The organism is Daejeonella sp. (genome assembly GCF_030695525.1).
Lineage (GTDB): Bacteria > Bacteroidota > Bacteroidia > Sphingobacteriales > Sphingobacteriaceae > Daejeonella.
In genome coordinates this window covers 17,630-38,061 of the sequence record NZ_JAUYSS010000015.1, presented here as the reverse complement: position 1 = coordinate 38,061, position 20,432 = coordinate 17,630, and the positions used below count along the sequence as shown (strand labels likewise).

At 37.8% G+C, this 20,432-nt stretch carries 17 protein-coding genes; 5 read left to right on the top strand and 12 right to left on the bottom strand.

Annotated features, from left to right (window positions below):
• The first annotated feature begins 42 nt into the window (after positions 1-42).
• The 3 genes from mnmE to Q8S11_RS03240 all read left to right on the top strand — a co-directional run bounded on the left by mnmE (position 43) and on the right by Q8S11_RS03240 (position 2,984).
• On the top strand, positions 43-1,653 hold the full coding sequence (mnmE, locus tag Q8S11_RS03250; RefSeq protein ID WP_305660651.1) for a tRNA uridine-5-carboxymethylaminomethyl(34) synthesis GTPase MnmE: 1,611 nt from the start codon (positions 43-45) through the stop codon (positions 1,651-1,653).
• A gap of 137 nt (positions 1,654-1,790) precedes the next feature.
• Positions 1,791-2,186 (top strand): hypothetical protein, encoded by a 396-nt coding sequence (locus Q8S11_RS03245; RefSeq protein WP_305660650.1) that lies wholly within the window; start codon positions 1,791-1,793, stop codon positions 2,184-2,186.
• Between the two features lie 57 nt (positions 2,187-2,243).
• Complete coding sequence (locus Q8S11_RS03240; protein ID WP_305660649.1) at positions 2,244-2,984, top strand: GDSL-type esterase/lipase family protein; 741 nt, start codon at positions 2,244-2,246, stop codon at positions 2,982-2,984.
• Positions 2,985-3,123: 139 nt separating this feature from the next.
• Here Q8S11_RS03240 and Q8S11_RS03235 read toward each other — a convergent pair whose 3' ends face one another.
• The gene (locus Q8S11_RS03235; protein ID WP_305660648.1) at positions 3,124-3,486 is read right to left on the bottom strand and encodes a response regulator; all 363 of its coding nucleotides are present in this window, start codon (positions 3,484-3,486) and stop codon (positions 3,124-3,126) included.
• 245 nt (positions 3,487-3,731) lie between these two features.
• On the bottom strand, positions 3,732-5,054 hold the full coding sequence (locus tag Q8S11_RS03230; protein ID WP_305660647.1) for an amidohydrolase/deacetylase family metallohydrolase: 1,323 nt from the start codon (positions 5,052-5,054) through the stop codon (positions 3,732-3,734).
• Positions 5,055-5,610: 556 nt separating this feature from the next.
• Here Q8S11_RS03230 and Q8S11_RS03225 point away from each other — a divergent pair.
• On the top strand, positions 5,611-6,156 hold the full coding sequence (locus Q8S11_RS03225) for a GDSL-type esterase/lipase family protein (RefSeq protein ID WP_305660646.1): 546 nt from the start codon (positions 5,611-5,613) through the stop codon (positions 6,154-6,156).
• Positions 6,157-6,170: 14 nt separating this feature from the next.
• Here the strand turns inward: Q8S11_RS03225 and Q8S11_RS03220 are convergent, their stop codons facing one another.
• Positions 6,171-6,533 carry a response regulator gene (locus Q8S11_RS03220; protein ID WP_305660645.1) on the bottom strand — a complete coding sequence of 121 codons (363 nt, stop codon included), beginning with the start codon at positions 6,531-6,533 and terminating at the stop codon, positions 6,171-6,173.
• Between the two features lie 394 nt (positions 6,534-6,927).
• On the opposite strand from Q8S11_RS03220, the gene Q8S11_RS03215 reads away from it, so the two are divergent.
• Entirely contained in the window at positions 6,928-9,831 is a 2,904-nt protein-coding gene (locus Q8S11_RS03215) for a PAS domain S-box protein (RefSeq protein WP_305660644.1), read from the top strand.
• Between the two features lie 48 nt (positions 9,832-9,879).
• Here the strand turns inward: Q8S11_RS03215 and Q8S11_RS03210 are convergent, their stop codons facing one another.
• The 9 genes from Q8S11_RS03210 to Q8S11_RS03170 form a co-directional block, all read right to left on the bottom strand.
• On the bottom strand, positions 9,880-10,968 hold the full coding sequence (locus Q8S11_RS03210) for a site-2 protease family protein (protein WP_305660643.1): 1,089 nt from the start codon (positions 10,966-10,968) through the stop codon (positions 9,880-9,882).
• Between the two features lie 73 nt (positions 10,969-11,041).
• A complete protein-coding gene (locus Q8S11_RS03205) occupies positions 11,042-11,428 on the bottom strand; it encodes a TerB family tellurite resistance protein (protein ID WP_305660642.1) in 387 nt (128 codons plus the stop codon).
• 122 nt (positions 11,429-11,550) lie between these two features.
• Positions 11,551-12,306: an SDR family oxidoreductase gene (locus Q8S11_RS03200; RefSeq protein WP_305660641.1), complete on the bottom strand. Its 756-nt coding sequence runs from the start codon at positions 12,304-12,306 to the stop codon at positions 11,551-11,553.
• 50 nt (positions 12,307-12,356) lie between these two features.
• A complete protein-coding gene (locus tag Q8S11_RS03195) occupies positions 12,357-13,211 on the bottom strand; it encodes an SPFH domain-containing protein (RefSeq protein WP_305660640.1) in 855 nt (284 codons plus the stop codon).
• Positions 13,212-13,250: 39 nt separating this feature from the next.
• Positions 13,251-14,123, bottom strand: coding sequence for an SPFH domain-containing protein (locus Q8S11_RS03190; RefSeq protein WP_305660639.1), 873 nt, complete (start codon positions 14,121-14,123; stop codon positions 13,251-13,253).
• A 31-nt stretch (positions 14,124-14,154) separates the two neighbouring features.
• A complete protein-coding gene (gene ppsA, locus Q8S11_RS03185; protein WP_305660638.1) occupies positions 14,155-16,545 on the bottom strand; it encodes a phosphoenolpyruvate synthase in 2,391 nt (796 codons plus the stop codon).
• 455 nt (positions 16,546-17,000) lie between these two features.
• Positions 17,001-17,849 (bottom strand): universal stress protein, encoded by an 849-nt coding sequence (locus Q8S11_RS03180; protein ID WP_305660637.1) that lies wholly within the window; start codon positions 17,847-17,849, stop codon positions 17,001-17,003.
• 423 nt (positions 17,850-18,272) lie between these two features.
• Positions 18,273-18,584, bottom strand: a complete 312-nt coding sequence (locus tag Q8S11_RS03175) for a hypothetical protein (protein ID WP_305660636.1) — start codon at positions 18,582-18,584, stop codon at positions 18,273-18,275.
• A gap of 213 nt (positions 18,585-18,797) precedes the next feature.
• Positions 18,798-20,384, bottom strand: a complete 1,587-nt coding sequence (locus tag Q8S11_RS03170) for an alkaline phosphatase family protein (RefSeq protein ID WP_305660635.1) — start codon at positions 20,382-20,384, stop codon at positions 18,798-18,800.
• Between the last annotated feature and the right edge of the window lie 48 nt (positions 20,385-20,432).

The window sequence follows — 20,432 nt, the reverse complement described above, 5'->3', positions numbered from 1 at the left end:
TTTAACCAAGAATCACGATATTTGCACAAATACCAATTCCTCATGTCTGAACATCCACAATACAAATCCGATACAATAATTGCCCTCGCAACCCCTTCTGGAATAGGGGCGATAGGGGTAATCCGGCTTTCCGGGCCGGATGCAATCAGTCTGGTGAATGAAGTCTTTGGAGGAAAAGATCTGAGTATTCAGCATAGTCATACTATTCATTTTGGGACGATAAAAGATGGGAAACAGGTATTGGATGAAGTGCTGGTTTCAATTTTTATCGGCCCCAGATCATATACCCGCGAAAACGTAGTAGAGATTTCCACACATGGTTCTGCCTTTATCATTGAAAGTATCATCAAGTTATTAATCCGAAAGGGTGCAAGGCCGGCCAATCCGGGTGAATTTACCCTTAGGGCATTTTTAAATGGCCAGCTTGATCTTTCACAGGCCGAAGCCGTAGCCGATCTGATTGCCTCCAATTCTCAGGCATCGCATCAGGTGGCCATGCAACAGATGCGGGGTGGTTTTTCTTCCGAATTGCAGCACCTCCGTGATCAGCTGATTCATTTTGCATCCATGATTGAGCTTGAGCTTGATTTCGGGGAGGAAGATGTAGAATTTGCGAACCGGGATGATCTCAAGGGACTGATTTATCAGATTCAACGCATCTTGCACCGTCTGATTCAATCCTTTGAACAGGGGAATGTGATGAAGAACGGAGTTCCGGTGGTTATTGCCGGCAAGCCCAATGTGGGTAAATCAACCCTTTTGAATGCATTGTTGAATGAGGAACGTGCGATTGTTTCGGAGATAGCCGGTACTACACGTGATACAGTCGAAGATCACATGATCATTGGCGGTTTCAATTTCCGTTTCATTGATACAGCCGGAATCCGGGATACCGAAGATATCATTGAGGCAAAAGGAGTGGAGCGTACACATGAGAAGATCAAACAGGCGAAACTTATTATTTATCTTGTTGATCCTGAGCAGGAGGTGGAGGAAATAAAGTCGCAGATTAATTATTTGGAGCAGCTTAGTATCCCATTTCTGACAGTGGTTAATAAGAAAGATCTGGCTAACGATGATTTTCTGGAACAACTGGAGGGTATTGGCAGGAAGTCTGATGTCGGAGGTCGGAAGTCTGAGGTTGGAAGTCGGAATTCTGATGTCAGAAGTCAGAAGTCTGAAGGCGGAAGTCAGAAGTCTGAAATAGGAAGTCCGAAGTCTGATGCAGGAAGTCAGAACTCAGATAATCAGACCTCAGACCTCAGACCTCAGACCTCATACCTCATACCCCAGACCTCAGACCTCATACCTCATACCTCATACCTCCGACCTCAGTCCCCAGACCTCATTTTCATCTCCGCTCGTAATAAAGAAGGAATTGACTTACTAAAGCAAGAAATCCTCCGCAAAGTAAATCTTCATTCCATCAATACAGACGACGTTCTGATTTCCAACATCCGCCATCTTGAGGCCCTTAAAAAAACTGAAGAATCCCTGAACAGGGTTTTGCAAAATATCGATCAGCCAATCACCTCAGATTTTCTTGCAAGCGATATCAAGCAGGCGCTATATTACCTTGGTGAGATCACCGGGCAGGTAACTACTGATGATTTGCTGGAGACGATATTTAGTAAGTTTTGTATCGGTAAATAGCTTTTTTACTTCTTAGTCTATGATAGTAGTTTACCCCATTATTGCAGCTAATTTGTCATAACTGTACTTCTTCTTTTGACTCAGCAGCATGGTTTATTTTTTCTGACTCATAAATTATTATCTTTAAAAATAGTATCATGAAAACCTCAGTCTTAATCTTTTTTATTGTTTTAAGCAGCTTTGGCTTAATGGCCCGGTATCCAAAGGGTCAATCTCCGGAGCATCATGCAAAAGGAAAGGTCAATGCCTTAAAATCGATTCTGAATTTAACGAATCAGCAAACTGAAAAAGTAAGGCAGATTTATATGAATCATTATAATTCCAGAGATAGTCTTAAAAAAATCATTGTGAAACGGGGACCAAATCCAGAGGTCATTAATTCTAAACTGACACCAATGTTTCAAGCAAAAGAGCTTGAAACAGATAAAAAGATAAGCTCTGTTCTTGATACTAATCAGAAACTCGCCTATGCAAAATTTGTTAGTTCCCGGAAGCCGGGATATATCATGTCTGTAAGGTCGAACAATGAGTAACCTTTATTGAGATAATAGTAAATATTATATTTTTGATCTGAATTTTAAAATATCAGGATGTATAAAAGAATCAGTACACCTAAATTATTATCAATATTCTCCAGTGTAGCCTTCATTCTGTTTTGCCTTTTTTCTCACTTTACCGCCAATGCTCAGCAATTAAGCATTGCCTGCATAGGTAACAGCATCACAGCAGGAGCGAGGCTCACTCAGCCTAAAACTGAATCCTATCCTGCAGTATTATCTTCCATGTTAAAACAGGGAGAATACCTTAATTATGAAGTTAAAAATTTTGGTATTGGAGGTGCTACCATACTTAGATTTGGCACACCAAATCTTTGGCCAATCATCGATTCTTTGCAGAATCTCAGACCTGATATCGTGATCATTAAAGCCGGGACTAATGAAACTGTTGGTAGCCCACGACTTAACTGGGAACATATAAATGAATTCGAAAATGACTATTCCGGTTATATTTCCCTGATCAGAAAGATAAATCCTGAATGCAGAATCGTTATTTGCAGTCCTTTAGATATGGTAATTCAGACTGAAGGGCTAAGCTCCGAAAGGATTGCAGACCTCAATGGCAGGAGACCAAGGATATGGGAATTACGTAAAAGAATAAAAAAAATTGCCAGATCTGAGCAGGTATCATTTCTCGATCTGACCAGGCCCTTTGTTGGGAAAGCTAAGTTAATGACGAAAAGTGATGGGGTTCATCCCAATCTGGAAGGCTACCACTACCTTGCTTCCCTGGTTTATGACTATTTAGTTAAAAGTAAAATAGTTGTAAAGTAGATTTTTTAAGATATCGCAATTTCACATTCATCAACAGGCAAAATAGCCTTGTGCTTCTATGTGTCCTATGTGGTTAATTTATGCTGATTTCGAAGTACGCGTTGCGTAATTAATTCCTTAAAAGAGATTAGGATAAGTTCTATTCCGGCGGCAATTCACTTTCCACTGCATCAATAAGTTCATACAGGTCTAATGGTTTTCCAATAAGTTTATCGGCACAAATGGACTGAATTCTTTCAGCCTTAACATGAGTTGAAAGTGCAATAATTGGGATATCTTTAATTTCCTCTACAGATCTTATTTCGCAGCATAAACCGGTGCTTTCTTCTGAAGTTTCCAAAATGTCTATAACAAGAACATCTGGTTTTTCAGCGACAACTTTTTCAAGCGCATTCTTCTCTGAGGAAATTGGAATTACACAGTATCCTTCATCCACAAAAATCTGCGTTAAAATTTTAAGGATTTCATTATTCCTCTCAATAATCATCATATTTTTCCTCATCTGATAAAAGTAAATTATTTATTCAGTTTGCAAAAAATAAATAAAATTAATTATACATGAGCTTTATAAATCAAACCGATTTTCTAAAATATTATAGTTAATCGGGAGCGAGCTTCTTTAAATGCAATTCGCTCAGTGGTTGTTATGGCAAGGGGCAAAGGTTCTTGCTGAGAAATTGATTGATAGGAATTTATATAATTATCAATTCATGTACTCAATCCTGTATCAGTAAAGAACATTCTCCCTCACTTGATAGTTAACACTGTACTTTCTTTGTCAGTTCTCCCTGCGAGGCCATTCAGGTCATAAACTATTTTTCCGGAACGAATAGTTAATTCAGCTTCCAGTTTTTTTGTTCCTTTCAGCAGATAATTATGTGAGTCAATAAATCCGAATTTCCCTTTTCTCAAGGTAAATATTGCAATATCTGCAACTGATCCTTCAGACAGATTTCCAAGTTCTTCTCTTTTAATTTCTTTAGCAGGATTCCAGGTCGATCTTAAAATAACATCTTTGAGGGGCATTCCCATATTTAAAAATTTGGACATAATATTAGGCATGTCCTTCATTCCGGCATTCATACTTGCAATATGCAGGTCGGTACTTATCGAATAAGGTAAAAATCCTTGTTGTACCGATGGTATTGCACGGGCAAATGTAAAACCATTTCCTCCATGTCCTATATCGAAAAGTATTCCTCTTTCTTGTGCTGCAATTGCAAGAGGTGTAATTTTATCATTATTATAGAAAAACGGAAATGTCAGGCGATACATATGTGTAAAAATATCTCCGGGACGAAGATGTTTCATAAACAGATCTTCGACGGAACTGACAGGCGGCCTGGAAGGATAAGTTAAATCCAGCATCACTGGCATATTAGCAATATTTCCAGCTTTTACTGCACTATCCAAAGCTATGAATGGATTACCGCTAAAATGAGCAGATTTAAAACCGACAACATCCTTTTTATTTGCTATTGCAACTTCTGCGGCCTTATTTGGATCCATATCATCAACATTCTGCTGATACTGCCCCATTCCATCACCAACAATATTCAGAAATACAAGAACCCTTGTTTGCGATCTGTCAATAATATTCTTCTTGAATTCAGGAAAACTGCGCCATCCCGAACTGCCAGCATCGCCTACTGTTGTAACACCAGTGCGGAATGTGAAGCCATCAGGCCAAACTGAACTTGGGCCATTCATGTAATCCTGCTTTAAATTAGTACCGGAAAATACATGCACGTGAAGGTCAATAAGGCCCGGAGTTACATACATGCCTTTAGCATTAATTACTTTTAAACCCAGATTTGCATCAATATTCCTGGCTACCAGAGCAATTTTACCTTCTATTACAGGCATGCTTGTTCTGGATGTTTGATTTCCCTGAGGCGAGGTTATCGCAATATCCATTATCTCATCGATATTATTTTTTGGGTCAATTACATGACCTCCTTTGATGATAATGCTGTAGGGTTTTGTTGATTGTACCGCCTGGGATTGTTGAGCCCTAGTACTATTGCCCAATATTAAAAGTGCAATAAAAATTAATGAGTGTCTTTTCATTTGTTATATTCTTATTTATAAAATTAGAAAACTATTTGTATTGGGAGCTAAATTTTATACTCTATATTTGAGTTAATTTTACAATCTGTAAAATATTACTAATCAGGGTATTATATATCTAACTCAGAAAGGATAAACTCTGGATTTTATAGACTTTATACATGATTTATGAGTCTTTCGATTCCTTAATGAGTGTTCTTTTGTCTATGCCTGAAACGGCAATGGGATATCAAATCGTTAATCTAAAAACATATAAAACCCAAAGGCGAATTTTATTCATTAATTCTTTTTTGGGTTTTGACTTAAATGCATCTTGTAACATGGAGTATAAGGATGCAAAAACAATAGATTTTAAGATTGACCTGTCTAAATATAATAATTGATAAAAATGCAGGAGCAACAGACAATACTGTAGAGTTAGCGTCTGGTTCTGATATTCAAAATTTGTCCGATTTTAAAAACAGCATTACAGCAGGAGCGAGGCTCAAACAGCCTAAAACTGAATCCTATCCGGCAGTGTTATCGTCCATGTTGAAACAGGGAGAATACCTCAATTATGAAGTTAAAAATTTTGGTGTTGGGGGCAACCATGCTTAGATTCGGAAAGCCGAATCTTTGGCCAATCATAGATTCTTTGCAGATTTTTAGACCCGATATCGTGATCATTAAAGCCGGGACTAATGAAACTGTCGGCAGCCCACGGCTTAACTGGGAACATATCAATGAATTCGAAAAAGACTATTCCGATTATATTTCCCTGATCAGAAAGATAAATCCCGATTGCAGAATTGTTATTTGCAGTCCTTTAGATATGGTAATTCAAACTGATGGATTGAGTTCTGAAAGGATAGCAGACCTTAGCGGCAGGCGACCAAGGATTTGGGAATTGCGTAAGAGAATTAAAAGAATTGCGAGGTCTGAGCAGGTTTCATTTCTGGATCTGACCAAACCTTTCGATGGCAAAGCTAATTTAATGACTGAAAGTGATGGCGTTCATCCCAATCGTGATGGATATCAATATCTTGCCTCTCTTGTTTTTGATTATTTGCTTAAGAATAAGATACTTGCAAATACGAGTCACATAATTAAATCCTTAAGCTGAGCTTTGAATTAGTTCTATTGAGGCGGCATTTGGCTCTCAACTACATCAATTAGTTCATACAGGTCTATGGGCTTTCCAATAAGTTTATCGGCACAAATGGACTGAATTCTTTCAGCTTTGACATGAGTTGAAAGGGCAATGATTGGAATATCCTTAATTTCTTCTACAGTTCGGATTTCACAACATAAACCTGTACTTTCTTCCGAAGTCTCCAAAATATCAATAAGGATAACATCGGGCTTATCAGAAATGACTTTTTCAAGCATATCCTTGTCTGAGGAAAAAGGAGTGACAAAGTATCCTTCCTCTTCAAAAATTTGAGTCAGAATACTGAGAATATCATCATTCCGCTCAATAATCATCATTTTTTTCCTCATAAGATAAATTAGTTTTTTTATTCAAATCCATAGAATAAAAATTAATGTGCCTGATCTTCGTTAAAATCTTGCATCTCCAAATATGGGAATAGTTTAGCATTAGCTATCTAACTAATACCAGGATTTTAATACCGATTTTGAAGCTTATTAATCAGCCTGTAAAGAATTTAAAATATTAAGGCAATTTAAAGGTTTGCTTTAGGTTTTTTAAAATGTCAATTCTAAATGGCGAAGTAATCGTGAATAAAATATAACCCTGACAAAAACGTTCCGTATAAAGTGTTTAAACTTATTTGTTGTTGCTTATATGCTTAACAGTTTATTTGAATACTCTCTACTAACTACCTAAAAATTAGATAATAGGTTTAAAGGTCCTATTTTAATCTAACAGCAAATGAATATTCCAGGAAGATATATTAGCTTGGTGAAGCGTAATTGTACGAATCCGGGTGATAAAGAGCATGATTTAGTGTTTTGGCGTAATAAGTTGTTCGCAACAACTATTATTTACCTCCTTCCTTTAAGTCTGATTGCCATCTTGCCCGGATTTTACTGGATTTATAAAATTAATCGGTACGCTATTGGGGTAGTAGATCTTCTGGCTGTTTGCGGCATTGTTGTAGTTGGCTTTGTGCCAGGAATCAGTCTTATAAATCGTAAGATAATATTCATTTCCTGTGCTTACATCTTCAGTTTTGCATTTTTATATTATGTGGACTTAAACGGTCCCGGACTTATTTATCTTTATACTTCCAGTCTTTTCAGTATCCTTATTTTTTCTACCACCAATATTTTCTGGTCTGCCTGGATGAATACTTTTCTGTGCGCCTTTTTAGCTTTGCTAATCGGCTTAGGTCTCATGCCTGTGGAAGATGATCGCAGCCATAATATTGCTGAATGGATAGCTGTTTCTACCAATCTGATCTTTTTAAGTTTTTTGTGTTCGGCATTGATACCAAGGCTATTTCATGGTCTGCAGCGAACGATCAGCAAAGCTGTACAATTAAAAAATGAACTGGAAACCCAATCGCATATTCTATACGATACTTCAAATGCTTTGCGCGACTCTCTGAATGATACCAATAAGCTAATGGACTCATCCCGGGATGTGATTTGTGCGGTAGATGTTGAAGGCCGGTTTGTAAAGGTGAGTGCTGCCTCAAAAAGGGTTTGGGGCTACGCTCCGGAAGAACTTGTCGGGAAGAAAATTTTTGATATGGTTTATGAAGAGGATCGGGTAAAAACTATAAAATCTGCAGAAATAGTAATGGCCGGAATTAATTTAACCAATTTCGAGAACAGGTACATTCATAAAGATGGTTCAATTGTCCCTATATCCTGGTCAGTACGCTGGGATCCAATTGATCGGGTACGCTATGGGGTTGCAAGGGATATCAGTGAGATAAAGAAGCTTGAAAAAGACATTGAGACTCAGAAAAAGCATTTATACGATTTATTTCTGCAGTCACCGGTCAGTATGGGAGTTTTAAGGGGGGCGAATCATGTCTACGAAGTTGCAAACCCTTTATATCTTGAATTGATCCAAAAAACAGATATAATTGGAAAAACTGTACAAGAGGTACTACCAGAGGTGGTTGATCAGGGGTTTTTAGATATTTTAGATTCTGTTTACAAAACAGGTGAGTCGTTTTCGGCCAACGAAATGCTGATCAGGCTTGAAGAAGATGGGAACGTCTCAGAAAAGTATTTAAATTTTAGTTACCAGGCGCATAGAAATACTAATTTAGAAATTGATGGTATTTTCTTCTTTGCAGTAGATGTGACAGAGCAGGTTTTGTCCCGTAAAAGGATAGAAACAAGTGAATTGAGGTTAAAGGAGGCTCAGGCAATTGCTCTTATGGGCAATTGGGAGATTGATTTAGAGCATAATGTCCATTTCTGGTCAGATGAGGTATATAAGATCCTGGGTATTTGTCCCGGGGACCTTACTCCCGGAGAGGAATCTTTTAAGGCTTTTGTTCATCCGGAAGATTTGGAGTATGGTGATTACCTTCTCAATAAAGGCTTTGAAACAAATGAAAATATGTCGTTCTATTTCAGAATTATAAGAAAAGACGGATCGATCAAACATTGTTATAATGAATGGAAGTTCAAATTTGATGAATCCGGAAATCCTATATTTATCTCCGGAATTTTACAAGACGTTACTGAGAGGAAAGAGGCAGAACGCCAGTTGGAAGACAGTGAGGCATTTAGCAGGGGAGTACTTAATTCACTGGCCTCAAATATTGCTGTAATTGATTTTTCAGGGAATATCATTGCAGTGAATGAGTCATGGGATGCATTTGCCCTTGACAATGGAGCGCAGAGCTTGCAGAAAACAGGCATTGGAAGTAATTATTTTGAGGTTTGTGGGAAAGCCCAAAAGCACGGACTTGGATATGCTGATGAAGCCTATAAGGGTATAAATGATGTACTCGAAGACAAAAGGAAAGTTTTTTACATGGAATATCCTTGCCACTCTTCTCAGGAGAATAGATGGTTTGGTATGCGGGTAAAGAAGTTCGAGGGTAATCAATCATTACTTGTACTTTCACATCAGGATATAAGCGAACTTAAGTCCGCAGAATTCAAACTTACCAAGCTGGCAGCCGATCTGACTTCAAGAAATAAAGACCTGGAACAATTCACATATATTATTTCTCATAATCTGCGTGCGCCTGTTGCCAATATTCTTGGCCTTGCAAGTCTCTGGGATGAGCCTCGATTAACCAAAACAGAGAATGGAGAATTGAATAGGGCACTACTTGAATCAGTTCATAATCTTGACACCATAGTAAAGGATCTTAACCAGATTTTACAGATAAGGGGTGCAATAATTGAATATAATGAACAAATCCAATTTTCTGGTTTAGTTGAAGATATAAAAATCAGTATCAAAAATTTAATTGATTCGGATGGTGTAGACATAAAATATGATTTTTCTGAAATCAATATCTTTTCGAGCCTTAAAAGCTATATGTATAGTATATTCTATAATCTGATTAGTAATAGCATAAAATATCGCCAAAATGGGGTTCCTTGTTTAATTAAGATTGAAAGCCATCTTACTGGCAACAAGCTCGAGTTGATCTTTTCAGACAACGGCTTAGGAATTGACCTTGAGAAGAAGGGAGAGCAGGTGTTCGGATTATATAAAAGATTTCATTCTCATGTAGAGGGTAAAGGCTTGGGCTTATTTATGGTAAAGACACAAGTTGAGAAACTAGGCGGAAAAATAAGAGTCCAGAGTGAAGTTAACAAAGGAACATCATTTAAAATTGAGTTTGAGATCTGAAGTTTTTGAGACTCTGATTTTCTGTAAAAATGTTCCGTCCTGAAATAGCTATACAGGCGAACCAGCTACTGCATTTTTTATCATGATATACTCAAGAATGTTTTCCATGTCAATTACTCCATAAAGCAAATTGTTTTTTGACACTACCAGCAAAGGGTACTTATTGCCCTGCATCAGTACAAAGGCATCCTCTATGGGCTTTGCGACATCAATACTTATAATGTCTCTTTCAATAACATCCTCTACAAGAGCATCTTTTGAATGGTTCTGCAATGCTTTGATAATTCCTTCCCTGCTTAAGGTACCATAAGGGGTATCTTCATCCATCACAAGGAAATTTTTAGCCTGTCCGTTCAATAACCTTTCTACAGCTATTCCAACTGTATCCTTTCTTTTTAATACCGGTATATCCGTCATTGTAATTTCTGCTACGGTATGGCCTTTCAAAATAGACCCTGTTTTCACCTGTTCGTATTCTATCGTAGCCCCAAAAAAAATAAATATTCCGATAAAAAGGAGGAAGGGATTGTTGAAAAAACCGATAAATACAAAAACAACAGCTAATGCCTGGCCAATGTTTGCGGCAATTTTTGTTGCTAATATCCTGTTTAAGCGTAATGACAGTAATGCCCTGAGTACCCTGCCACCATCCATTGGAAAAGCGGGAATAAGATTAAATACAGCCAGCCATAAATTGATTATTGCAAGACTTAGTAAAAAATTGTCTGCTGAAACATGAGTTATGACAGAAAAATCGGTGGGTAATTTTGTTAATCGTAAAAAAATAAAGAGGATAATCACAATAACAAAATTAACAGCCGGCCCGGCGAGGGCAACCACTAATTCCTGCATCGGTTTTTCCGGCATTTTTTCTAACCTTGCCAGTCCACCAATGGGCAACAGTGTAATGTCCTGGGTTTTTATATTGTACCGCTTTGCTGCAAGGGCATGACCAAGTTCATGCAAGGTTACGCATACAAATAAGGCCAAAATAAATACAACAGACCATGTTATTTGCTCTGCATTTAAACCCATTCTTAAATTAGAAAAGATAATCCAGAAGATGATGATGGGGAAAGTCCAGTGTATAAATATTTTTATTCCTGCTATTTTACCAATAAAGAGAGAATTCTTCATTACGATACAAATTGTTTTTTAAACTCCGTTTAAGAATAGCATGAAGTGAAGTAATTCATTTCATGGAAGGTAATTAGTTTTTCAATACTTTTTTTATCCTATCCAGCACTTTCTGTTCGGTCTTATTTTTACCATGGTAAGCAGATGCAATGGCTTCACAGGTTTGTAAAATATTATTGATAATAACAGGGTTGAACTTGGTTTTATTTTCAAGATAAAAACTCTCAAATGATTCAATGCCGTTCTCTTCTTTACCTTCTGCTTCTTCATAATCAAAAGCAAAATCAATCAGGTTGGCCTGGTCAGTACCAAAACTATCAGTAGAATCTTCTAATGGCTTCCATTTATTGTGAATAAGTTGCTGCAGCGATTCCTTTTCGGAAGGTTTTACTTGACCATCGATTGCTGCAATGTGGTAAAATAACTTGCCAAGTTCATTATATAATTCTTCGTAAAACATAATATATTTTTTTATTTTGATAATTGTTTTAATTCATTTTCAGAATGTTGTCATTTGTCCAGAATGCTCTATCTGTTTAATTTAAAGATATAATTTCCTTTTCAATTTATAATTTAAGGATACTATTGCGCTACCCATCCTCCATCTACTGCCATCGCATGTCCTGTTACAAAGGATGCTTCATCAGAGGAAAGCCATATCACTGCATTAGCAACTTCATCAGGTATACCAAGTCGTCCAATAGGCTCCATTCCTGCAAACTGCTCCTCTGCTTCTTTTTTGTTTCCGGTGAGCCTGTCAATCATTGGCGTTTTTATTGCTCCGGGGCAGACAGCATTTACCCTGATCCCTAGTTTAGCACATTCCAATGCGGTTGTTTTAGTTAATCCTATTATGCCGTGTTTGGATGCCACGTAAGCAGGCAAACCAGGAAAACCCACCAATCCCGCAATAGAAGCGCAATTGATGATAACACCTTTTCCTTGTTTGAGTATCTCAGGAATCTCATATTTCATGCAGAGCCAGACACCTTTCATGTTAACTCCAATGGTTTTGTCCCAATTTTCTTCCGTACAATCTTGTGTTGAAGCCGATATCCCTTCAATACCTGCATTGTTGAAGGCATAATCCAATCGCCCAAAAGTGGAAATGGTTTTGTCAACCATCGCCTTTACATCATCAGATTGTGACACATCACATTTTACAAAAATAGCTTCACCTCCTGATGCTTTAATTTCATTTAATGTTTCATTGTCCTCCACCCAGTCAGCAATGGCAACCCTTGCCCCTTTTTTTGCATAGGCAATGGCAGTAGCCCTTCCGATACCAAAGGAGCCGCCTGTTACAAGGGCAACTTTGTTTTTAAATTGTGTTTCCATAAATTAATTAATATCTACCATAGACTTCTGTATAAATGCCCGAATAAATTTTATTTTAATGGCATCACACCAGCCATTTCACCTATAACATTCACTAATTCTGTTCCTGATGGCACAACAATTTTTGCATTGGATTTAAGAGATGCCTCAACAGTTTCCAGTTTTTTTAATAATTGTGCATTGCCTGTAAAATATTTATCAGCAGCTTCATTTACCAGTTTAATGGCTTCGGCTTCGCCTTCGGCATTCAAAATTTTTGATTGTTTAATTCCTTCAGCTTCTTTTATTTTGCCCCGTTTTACCCCATCGGCAACCGTTTCGGCAGCTGTGGCAAAATCAACGGCTGCAATTTTTTCATTCTCTGCTTTTACCACCTTATTCATAGTTTCCTGTACGTCTTTAGGAGGGTCTATTTGTTCCAGTTCTGTACGCGCAATGGTAATGCCCCAGTTTTTTGTTTCTTCGGAAAGTATCCTATGGAACTCCATATTAATTTTTTTTCTTTCGCTATTGGCAGATTTTAAAGTAAGTGTTCCTATAATGTTTCTGAGTGTGGTACGGGAAAGATTTACAATCTGCGATTTGTAATCGTTTACATAGTATTGGGATAGTTTTACGTTTTTTTCTTCCTCTTTTACCTTAAAATATACCACAGCATCTACGCTGGCATTCAGATTGTCATTGGTGATGATTTCCTGCGGTTCTGCATCGACCATCTGTTCGGTGATGTTTACCAGGAATAATCTGTCAATCAGAGGTATAATCCAGTGAAAGCCCGGCTGTGCAAATTTGCGGTATCTTCCCAACCGTTCTATCAAGCCTCTTTGGGTTGGCCTTACTATTCTTACTCCGCTGAAGAATATAAAAAGTAAAGAAGAGATTATAAATAAGATCCATATGTTCATTTGTATTGAAGTTTCCATTTGTATCTCCTTTCTTAGATTTTACTTTAATGGCATCACACCGGCCATTTCTCCTATAACATTCACTAATTCTGTTCCTGTTGGCACAACAATTTTTGCATTGGATTTAAGTGATGCCTCAACGGTTTCCAGTTTTTTTAATAATTGTGCATTGCCTGTAAAATATTTATCCGCAGCTTCATTTACCAGTTTAATGGCTTCAGCCTCGCCTTCGGCATTCAAAATTTTTGATTGTTTTGTGCCTTCCGCTTCTTTTATTTTTGCCCGTTTTACACCATCAGCAACTGTTTCAGCAGCAGTGGCGTAATCAACGGCCGCTATTTTTTCATTTTCTGCTTTTACTACCTTGTTCATGGTTTCCTGCACATCTTTTGGTGGGTCAATCTGTTTCAGTTCAGTCCGTACAATGGTAATTCCCCAGTTCTTTGTTTCATCAGATAGTGTTTTGTGAAACTCAGAATTAATTTTATTCCTTTCGCTGTTGGCAGACTTTAAAGTGAGCGTTCCAATAATATTCCTGAGTGTAGTACGGGAAAGGTTTATTATCTGCGATTTATAATCGTTAACATAATATTGGGAGTTTTTTACGTTCTCTTCTTCTTCCAGTACTTTAAAATAAACCACAGCATCTACGCTGGCATTCAGGTTATCGTTGGTGATGATTTCCTGTGGCTCGGCATCGACCATCTGCTCGGTAACATTTACCAAAAACATCCTGTCAATTACCGGTATAATCCAGTGAAACCCGGGGAGTGCAAACTTTCGGTATTTCCCAAGGCGTTCTATCAGCCCCCTTTGTGTGGGTCTTACTATTTTAATACCGCTAAAAAAAATCAATAATACAGCGCCTGCGATGTATAAGATAATGTTGTTCATTTCAGTTGGGGTGTCCATTTGTGCCTCCTTTTTTTAAACTGTATAAAAATTATTTTATTAAATTCATTTTCAATTCAGCTTTTGAAATATTTTCTATTCCCTTTAATAGTGCATCTGGAGTAAAGGAAATGGAATCAATACCCTGCTCTACCAGAAATTGTGAAAACTCAGGAAAATCGCTCGGTGCCTGGCCACACAAACCAATTTTGATGCCTGCATTTTTAGCTGCTGCAATGGCCTGTGCAATCATGGTAGTTACTGCTTCATCATTCTCATTAAATAGATGACTTACTATTTCTGAATCCCTGTCGAGCCCCAGGGTTAACTGTGTCAGGTCGTTAGAGCCAATGGAAAAGCCATCAAACAATTTTGCAAACTTATCAGCCAGTATCACATTGCTGGGTATCTCAATCATTACAAATATTTCCAGTCCGTTTTCACCTCGTTTTAATCCGAATGTTTCCATTGTTTGTAAAACTTTCTCTGCTTCTTTTACAGTACGGCAAAAAGGAATCATCACTTTTACATTACTGAGTCCCATTTCATTTCTTACTCTTAATACCGCCTCACATTCCAATCCAAAGCCAGGCAAATACCGTTGGTCGTAGTAACGTGATGCACCACGGAAACCTATCATGGGGTTTTCTTCTTTCGGCTCATAAAATTGCCCGCCGATAAGTGATGCATATTCATTGGTTTTAAAATCACTCATCCGAAGAATAACCTGGTTTGGATAAAATGCTGCGGCAACTTTTGCAATTGACTCGGCCAATTGATGAACAAAATATTCCGTTTTGCTTTTATATCCACTTGTAATTTGTGCTATGGTACTTTTTACCGGGCTTTCCGGAAGCTGATCGAACTGTACCAATGCCATCGGGTGAATAAGGATACTGTTGTTAATAATAAATTCCATTCTTAATAAGCCAACACCTTTCGCAGGATAGTGTGAGAGTTCAAAGGCCCTGTCTGGATCAGCCAGTATAAATAACGGTGTAGTATCTGTTTTTGGAACTTTTGATAAATCATCTGTCATGACTTCAAACGGCACCATACCCTCAAATACATTTCCTTCGTCGCCTTCAATATTGGCTACTGTGATTATCTGTCCGTCATTGATTAATTGTGTTGCATTGCCCGTACCAACAATTGCTGCTATGCCTAATTCACGTGCTACAATTGCTGAATGACTTGTACGGCCACCCTTATTGGTTACAATGCTAACCGCTTTTCGTAAAAGTGAATTCCAGTCGGGGTTGGTAATGTCAGCAATTAAAATATCTCCCTGTTGCAATTTATGTGCTTCACTGAGGGAATGAATGATACAAGCACGACCACTGATTATTTTTTTACCTACTGCTTTTCCTTTACAAATAAGCTTGCCTTTTTCCTTCAATTTATAGGTATAAACTTTACCATGTTCCCTTTGCGAATGAACGGTTTCTGGTCTTGCCTGAAGTATGTATATTTTATTGGTGATGCCATCTTTGCCCCATTCAATATCCATTGCCAGAGCATAATGTTTTTCTATTTCATAACTCCAAAGAGCCAACTGCAATACCTCACTGTCCGACAAAATCCAGGAGCTGCGTTTATGTAAAGGCGTATCAATATTTTTAACCGGTCTACCTGTTTCACCTGTTTCATCATATACCATTGTGTGCTCCTTTTCTCCTTTTTTTCGGCTGATGATGGCGTTCTTTCCTTCTGCAAGTGTTGGCTTGAACACCCAGTATTCATCAGGTGTTACAGCTCCCTGCACCACATTTTCACCAAGGCCCCAGGCTCCTGTTAAATAAATGGCATTTTCAAATCCGCTCTCTGGGTCAATAGTAAAAATTACACCGGCACAACCTTCATCTGAACGCACCATGTACTGCACACCTACAGATAAACCTACCTGCATATGTTCAAAGCCATTATCAATCCGGTACTTTATTGCACGGTCGTTAAACAGAGATACATAACACTTATGTACTGCACTTAATAAATTTTCTTCGCCACGAATATTGAGAAAAGAATCATGTTGCCCGGCAAAGCTGGCAGTTGGTAAATCTTCTGCCGTTGCACTGCTGCGTACTGCAACTGATAAATTGTGTTGATTGCCCGATAATTGACGGTAGGCATTCAGAATTTCTTTCTTCACTTCATCAGGAATCACTGCTTTAATTACAAGGGTTCTGCACTGCAAAGCAATCTGAGGAAGATTGGACAGTGACTTACTATCAATCAACTTTAATAACTGACTGAGTGTAGATTCAATCTTATTATGCGAAAGGAAATGACGGTAGCTTTCAACTGTAACAGCAAAGCCATCCGGCACTTCAATCCCCAATGGATGAAGTTTATTGAACATTTCACCAAGTGACGCATTCTTGCCACCTACTTCGGGCAGGTGGGTGAGATTGATTTTATTAAAGGGAATGATATATGCGCTCATTCTTTTGTCTTTTAGAAGCCTCCGCAATCCCAACTCCGAAGGAGTGGCTTTTGGATTCTTTGTTTATTATTAATCCTTACCATTTTACAACTCTTTGATTTTACCTCTTTCGGTATAATTAAACAAGGTTTTATACTTCCCAGACCATTCCTTTTGCCAAAGGGTTGCTTTCCATCCTTGTAAAAACATGAAAAAGGATAGCCCTTTGTTGCAAAATCAAGCCAAAAGTGTAATGCTATTTCAGGAGTGTATGAAATTTGGCCGGTACTTCTATCCCTTTTATAAATATACAGTTAATTTAATGGGGGTATTTATGCATAGGTTATTCCAACTCTTTTCCCTAATGCTGTCTTGGCCTTCGTGTCTCTTCTTTTTTATACTGTGATTTTATTATTTTTTTTCATAAAGCGGCATAATAGGTGCATGAAAGGTAATTTCTTTTTCAGGCAACTGTTTTATTTTGCCGGAATTGCCAGTACAGGAATCTTTGAATGAAAAGCCATTTTCTTTGTCATACTTTTTTTCACTAGCCTTTCCCAAAAACTCTTGGGATAGGTTATCATTGCAATAATATCCACTTCGTTTTTTGTATTGTAATTTTCTATAATCTCCTCAAATACACTTCCTTCCAGGAGTTCAGCTTTAAAGGTAATGCCCGGAAAGGCCGTCTTTAAAAAAACCAGGTAATTAGTTAATTGCCTTGTGTTTTGGATATAATCAGCGGCTTCTGCAGTATCGGTATCTACAAATACAACTACATGAATGCTTGCAGAAAAAAGGTTTGCTATTTCAACAATCTTATTCAGCAACTCAGTGTTTTCTTCAAAGCGATTGGTGGCAAATAATATGCCATCGGGCACTTCAAAAATATAGTCATGCGGTATAGTCAATACCGGTATTTTGCTTTGGCCAATAGTGCCTGCAGAAACACTGCCCATAAAAATTTCCTGCAACCCCGTGGCACCTTTGGTTCCCATTACAATCAAATCAACCTGCTTGCTCTCTGCAAAATCAAGAACAGAAGTGATGATTGTCCCTCTAACTACTTCAGATTCTATTTTTATATCCGGGTATTGTTGGACAATGGATTTCTGCAATGCATTGAGTTCACTAAGCCTGTTGTTAACAATTTCTTTTTCCAGTTTTTCAAGCCCTGCATAAGGTTGCCTGATGCTGTTAGGGATGGGTTCAATAACATTCAATAAATAAATAGTTGTCTCAGAAATTTTTGCAATCTCCATAACATACTCTACCGCCTTCAGGGCGTTGTCAGAGAAATCGGTTGGGATGAGTAGCTTTATCATATTTTTAGGGTTTTTTTACTTTTGTTTGTAACTGGAACCTATTAAAATGCTTTTATCCATGTTAAATGAAAATTTCGGATGAACTTACCTTTAACACACAATCAGCAAAATGTAACTTTTTATAGTTAAAAGAAATGACCAATGTCATATAAGACTATGATTCATAGCAGTATTGCTATCATTCATCATGATTTGCTTTAGATTATAAGGATTAAAAATAGGTCGCCTGACTCTCATACAACTGATGAGCAACGAAATTGGGATTCGAAGGCAAAAGAAATGATGCTTTGATGTAGAACCAGACTGCGGGAATATTAAAATTTAGGATTATTAATTAATGCACAAAAACACCTCATAAATTACAGGTAATTTATGAGTGTGGCTATCAATCAGAATCAATACCCAATATCCTTATGGATATAGTTATTTCTTGATTTTGATTGTTTCTATTTCCAGAACATTTTTAGTCATGCTGCCAGTAATGCTTACCTCGTCGCCGATAAAATTTTCAACTTTTTTAGGATTACTGATTGCATAAACTTTGTCGCCAACTACAAATACGGCTTTAGATCCACCACTTACACAGCTTTTGGCACAGGAAGCATGACCTTTATTATTTCCCTTAATTCCACAGTGTTCATCACTGATAAAGCCAGTCCATTTACCTTTGTCAATTACATTGGCAGCAGCTGTCAAACATAAAACAACTCCAAGAAACATGAGGTACTTTTTCATAAGCTTATTTTTTGTTATACTCTAATTTAATATTTTTTTTTGATAATATAATGCAACTAAAACTTGAAAAATAAATGTTGCAATGCGATATCAAACAATAAGAAAGGTCTATTAATCGTGAAGTCCTATAATTCAATTAATGAAATTTGAAGGTTATAAGTTATATCAGACCCATTGAGTCAGGATTTTCCAGATTATAAAAACTGCTTAATATTATTTTTCCCTAATCACTTTTGCACTGTTCAAATAAATATATTTTCCCAGGATTGATTGCTCAAGAATTAACCTGTATTTACCTCCAGGAATATCTGTACGGGCTTCAATTGTGTTGATTTTGGCTCGTTCAGGAGCTGAAGCCGGAGTTTTTTCGTTTAAAAGTTCATACATTACCCTTCCATCCATTTGTTTGGGAATATCGATGTTGTGCAGATGCAGGATAGTTGGCACCAGATCGACATTTGAACTAGGTAAATCAGTTTCAATTGCTTTTTTGAAGCTTGGACCATAAGCCATTAGGGCGATATGTACTTCATAAGGACTGAATCCACCGTGACCCGCCACACCCCTTGCAAAGCTTGATCCGGCGTAACCCGCAGCATTTTTATCATCATTCCAGTTTACATCCACCAGGATATCACCGGATCGCTCCGGGTGGGCCCAATGAATAGCATCGAATGATAAAGTTCCTGGAACCCATCCTTGTGTATCCCCGGTTTTTTTAGAACGGGTAAAAATTCCGCCAACCCATTCCTCTTGCTGCAATGCTGCTACAATTTTTTTGATCAATTCCTCATCATGATCCTTTACATATACAGCTCCCCCGGCAAGTATAACATCATCCGAAGTTTCATCTTTCTTTAATCCTTTTTCAATTAAAAAATCAGCCAGTCCTATCTTGCCAATATCTGTAACAAAGCCATGGTCTGAGGAAATTAGAATATTGAAATTCTTATCAAGGCCTTTGCTTTCCAGATCTTTAAGGATTCTTCCGAATTGCTCATCTACAGTCTTAATTGCAGCCATGGAAGTTGCTGCCCCGATACCATCACGGTGTGCGGTTCCATCCGGATCACCAAACCATATCGCACTCACTTTCGGCCCATCTAATCGTAAGCCATATTTCATTAAGGCATTAGCGATCCACACATGTTTTCCACCCAGAGACTCAACAGTACCAATTTCAGTCATGACCTTTTCTTTCATTGATTCAGGTCTGATCATTGATGGGTTTATTACAGCGCCCCCACTGATTTTATGATTTTGCATGAGTGCCTGTCCGCTTGTGCCAGAACTAAAGACCATCATACTGGATCCGCTCTGCTGCATCAGTTCTCCCAATGAAACTGCAGTTAAGACCTGATCATTGGTTGCTTTGCTTATTTCATCAATTTCTGATGCATTTCCCGTATTCAGGGCCTTTGTTTTGTCTGCCTGCGGGATGTAAACACTATTTCCCATCAAACCATGTGTGCCCGGGTAACTTCCTGTAGCATAAGAAGATGCATTGACCCGGGTAACTGTAGGGAAAACACTATGGTGGTTTTTGCCATAAACTGCCTTCTGTTTAAATGCATAAAGATTGGGCATATTTTCAGCCGTAATGTAATCAGGTCGCAAGCCATCAAAGAATACAATTAGTGTTCTGAGATCAGTTGTTTTGGTCTGCCCATTTGAAATGACCGGTATTTGCAGGGCCATTATCAGGAAAATATAATTTGTGAAAACGAAGGGGCGAGAGGCATTAACCGCTGGAAGAAGCAGAAGGATTGCGTGTTTAATCTGGGTTATAAATTTTTTCATAGCAAGACAAAGCTATTTGTTTAATATCTATTTATAGTTAAGACGACT

Coding starts and splice junctions, on each gene's coding strand:
- mnmE (WP_305660651.1), top strand. CDS start 43: ATGTCTGAACATCCACAATACAAATCCGATACAATAATTGCCCTCGCA.
- Q8S11_RS03245 (WP_305660650.1), top strand. CDS start 1,791: ATGAAAACCTCAGTCTTAATCTTTTTTATTGTTTTAAGCAGCTTTGGC.
- Q8S11_RS03240 (WP_305660649.1), top strand. CDS start 2,244: ATGTATAAAAGAATCAGTACACCTAAATTATTATCAATATTCTCCAGT.
- Q8S11_RS03235 (WP_305660648.1), bottom strand. CDS start 3,486: ATGAGGAAAAATATGATGATTATTGAGAGGAATAATGAAATCCTTAAA.
- Q8S11_RS03230 (WP_305660647.1), bottom strand. CDS start 5,054: ATGAAAAGACACTCATTAATTTTTATTGCACTTTTAATATTGGGCAAT.
- Q8S11_RS03225 (WP_305660646.1), top strand. CDS start 5,611: ATGAAGTTAAAAATTTTGGTGTTGGGGGCAACCATGCTTAGATTCGGA.
- Q8S11_RS03220 (WP_305660645.1), bottom strand. CDS start 6,533: ATGAGGAAAAAAATGATGATTATTGAGCGGAATGATGATATTCTCAGT.
- Q8S11_RS03215 (WP_305660644.1), top strand. CDS start 6,928: ATGAATATTCCAGGAAGATATATTAGCTTGGTGAAGCGTAATTGTACG.
- Q8S11_RS03210 (WP_305660643.1), bottom strand. CDS start 10,968: ATGAAGAATTCTCTCTTTATTGGTAAAATAGCAGGAATAAAAATATTT.
- Q8S11_RS03205 (WP_305660642.1), bottom strand. CDS start 11,428: ATGTTTTACGAAGAATTATATAATGAACTTGGCAAGTTATTTTACCAC.
- Q8S11_RS03200 (WP_305660641.1), bottom strand. CDS start 12,306: ATGGAAACACAATTTAAAAACAAAGTTGCCCTTGTAACAGGCGGCTCC.
- Q8S11_RS03195 (WP_305660640.1), bottom strand. CDS start 13,211: ATGAACATATGGATCTTATTTATAATCTCTTCTTTACTTTTTATATTC.
- Q8S11_RS03190 (WP_305660639.1), bottom strand. CDS start 14,123: ATGGACACCCCAACTGAAATGAACAACATTATCTTATACATCGCAGGC.
- ppsA (WP_305660638.1), bottom strand. CDS start 16,545: ATGAGCGCATATATCATTCCCTTTAATAAAATCAATCTCACCCACCTG.
- Q8S11_RS03180 (WP_305660637.1), bottom strand. CDS start 17,849: ATGATAAAGCTACTCATCCCAACCGATTTCTCTGACAACGCCCTGAAG.
- Q8S11_RS03175 (WP_305660636.1), bottom strand. CDS start 18,584: ATGAAAAAGTACCTCATGTTTCTTGGAGTTGTTTTATGTTTGACAGCT.
- Q8S11_RS03170 (WP_305660635.1), bottom strand. CDS start 20,384: ATGAAAAAATTTATAACCCAGATTAAACACGCAATCCTTCTGCTTCTT.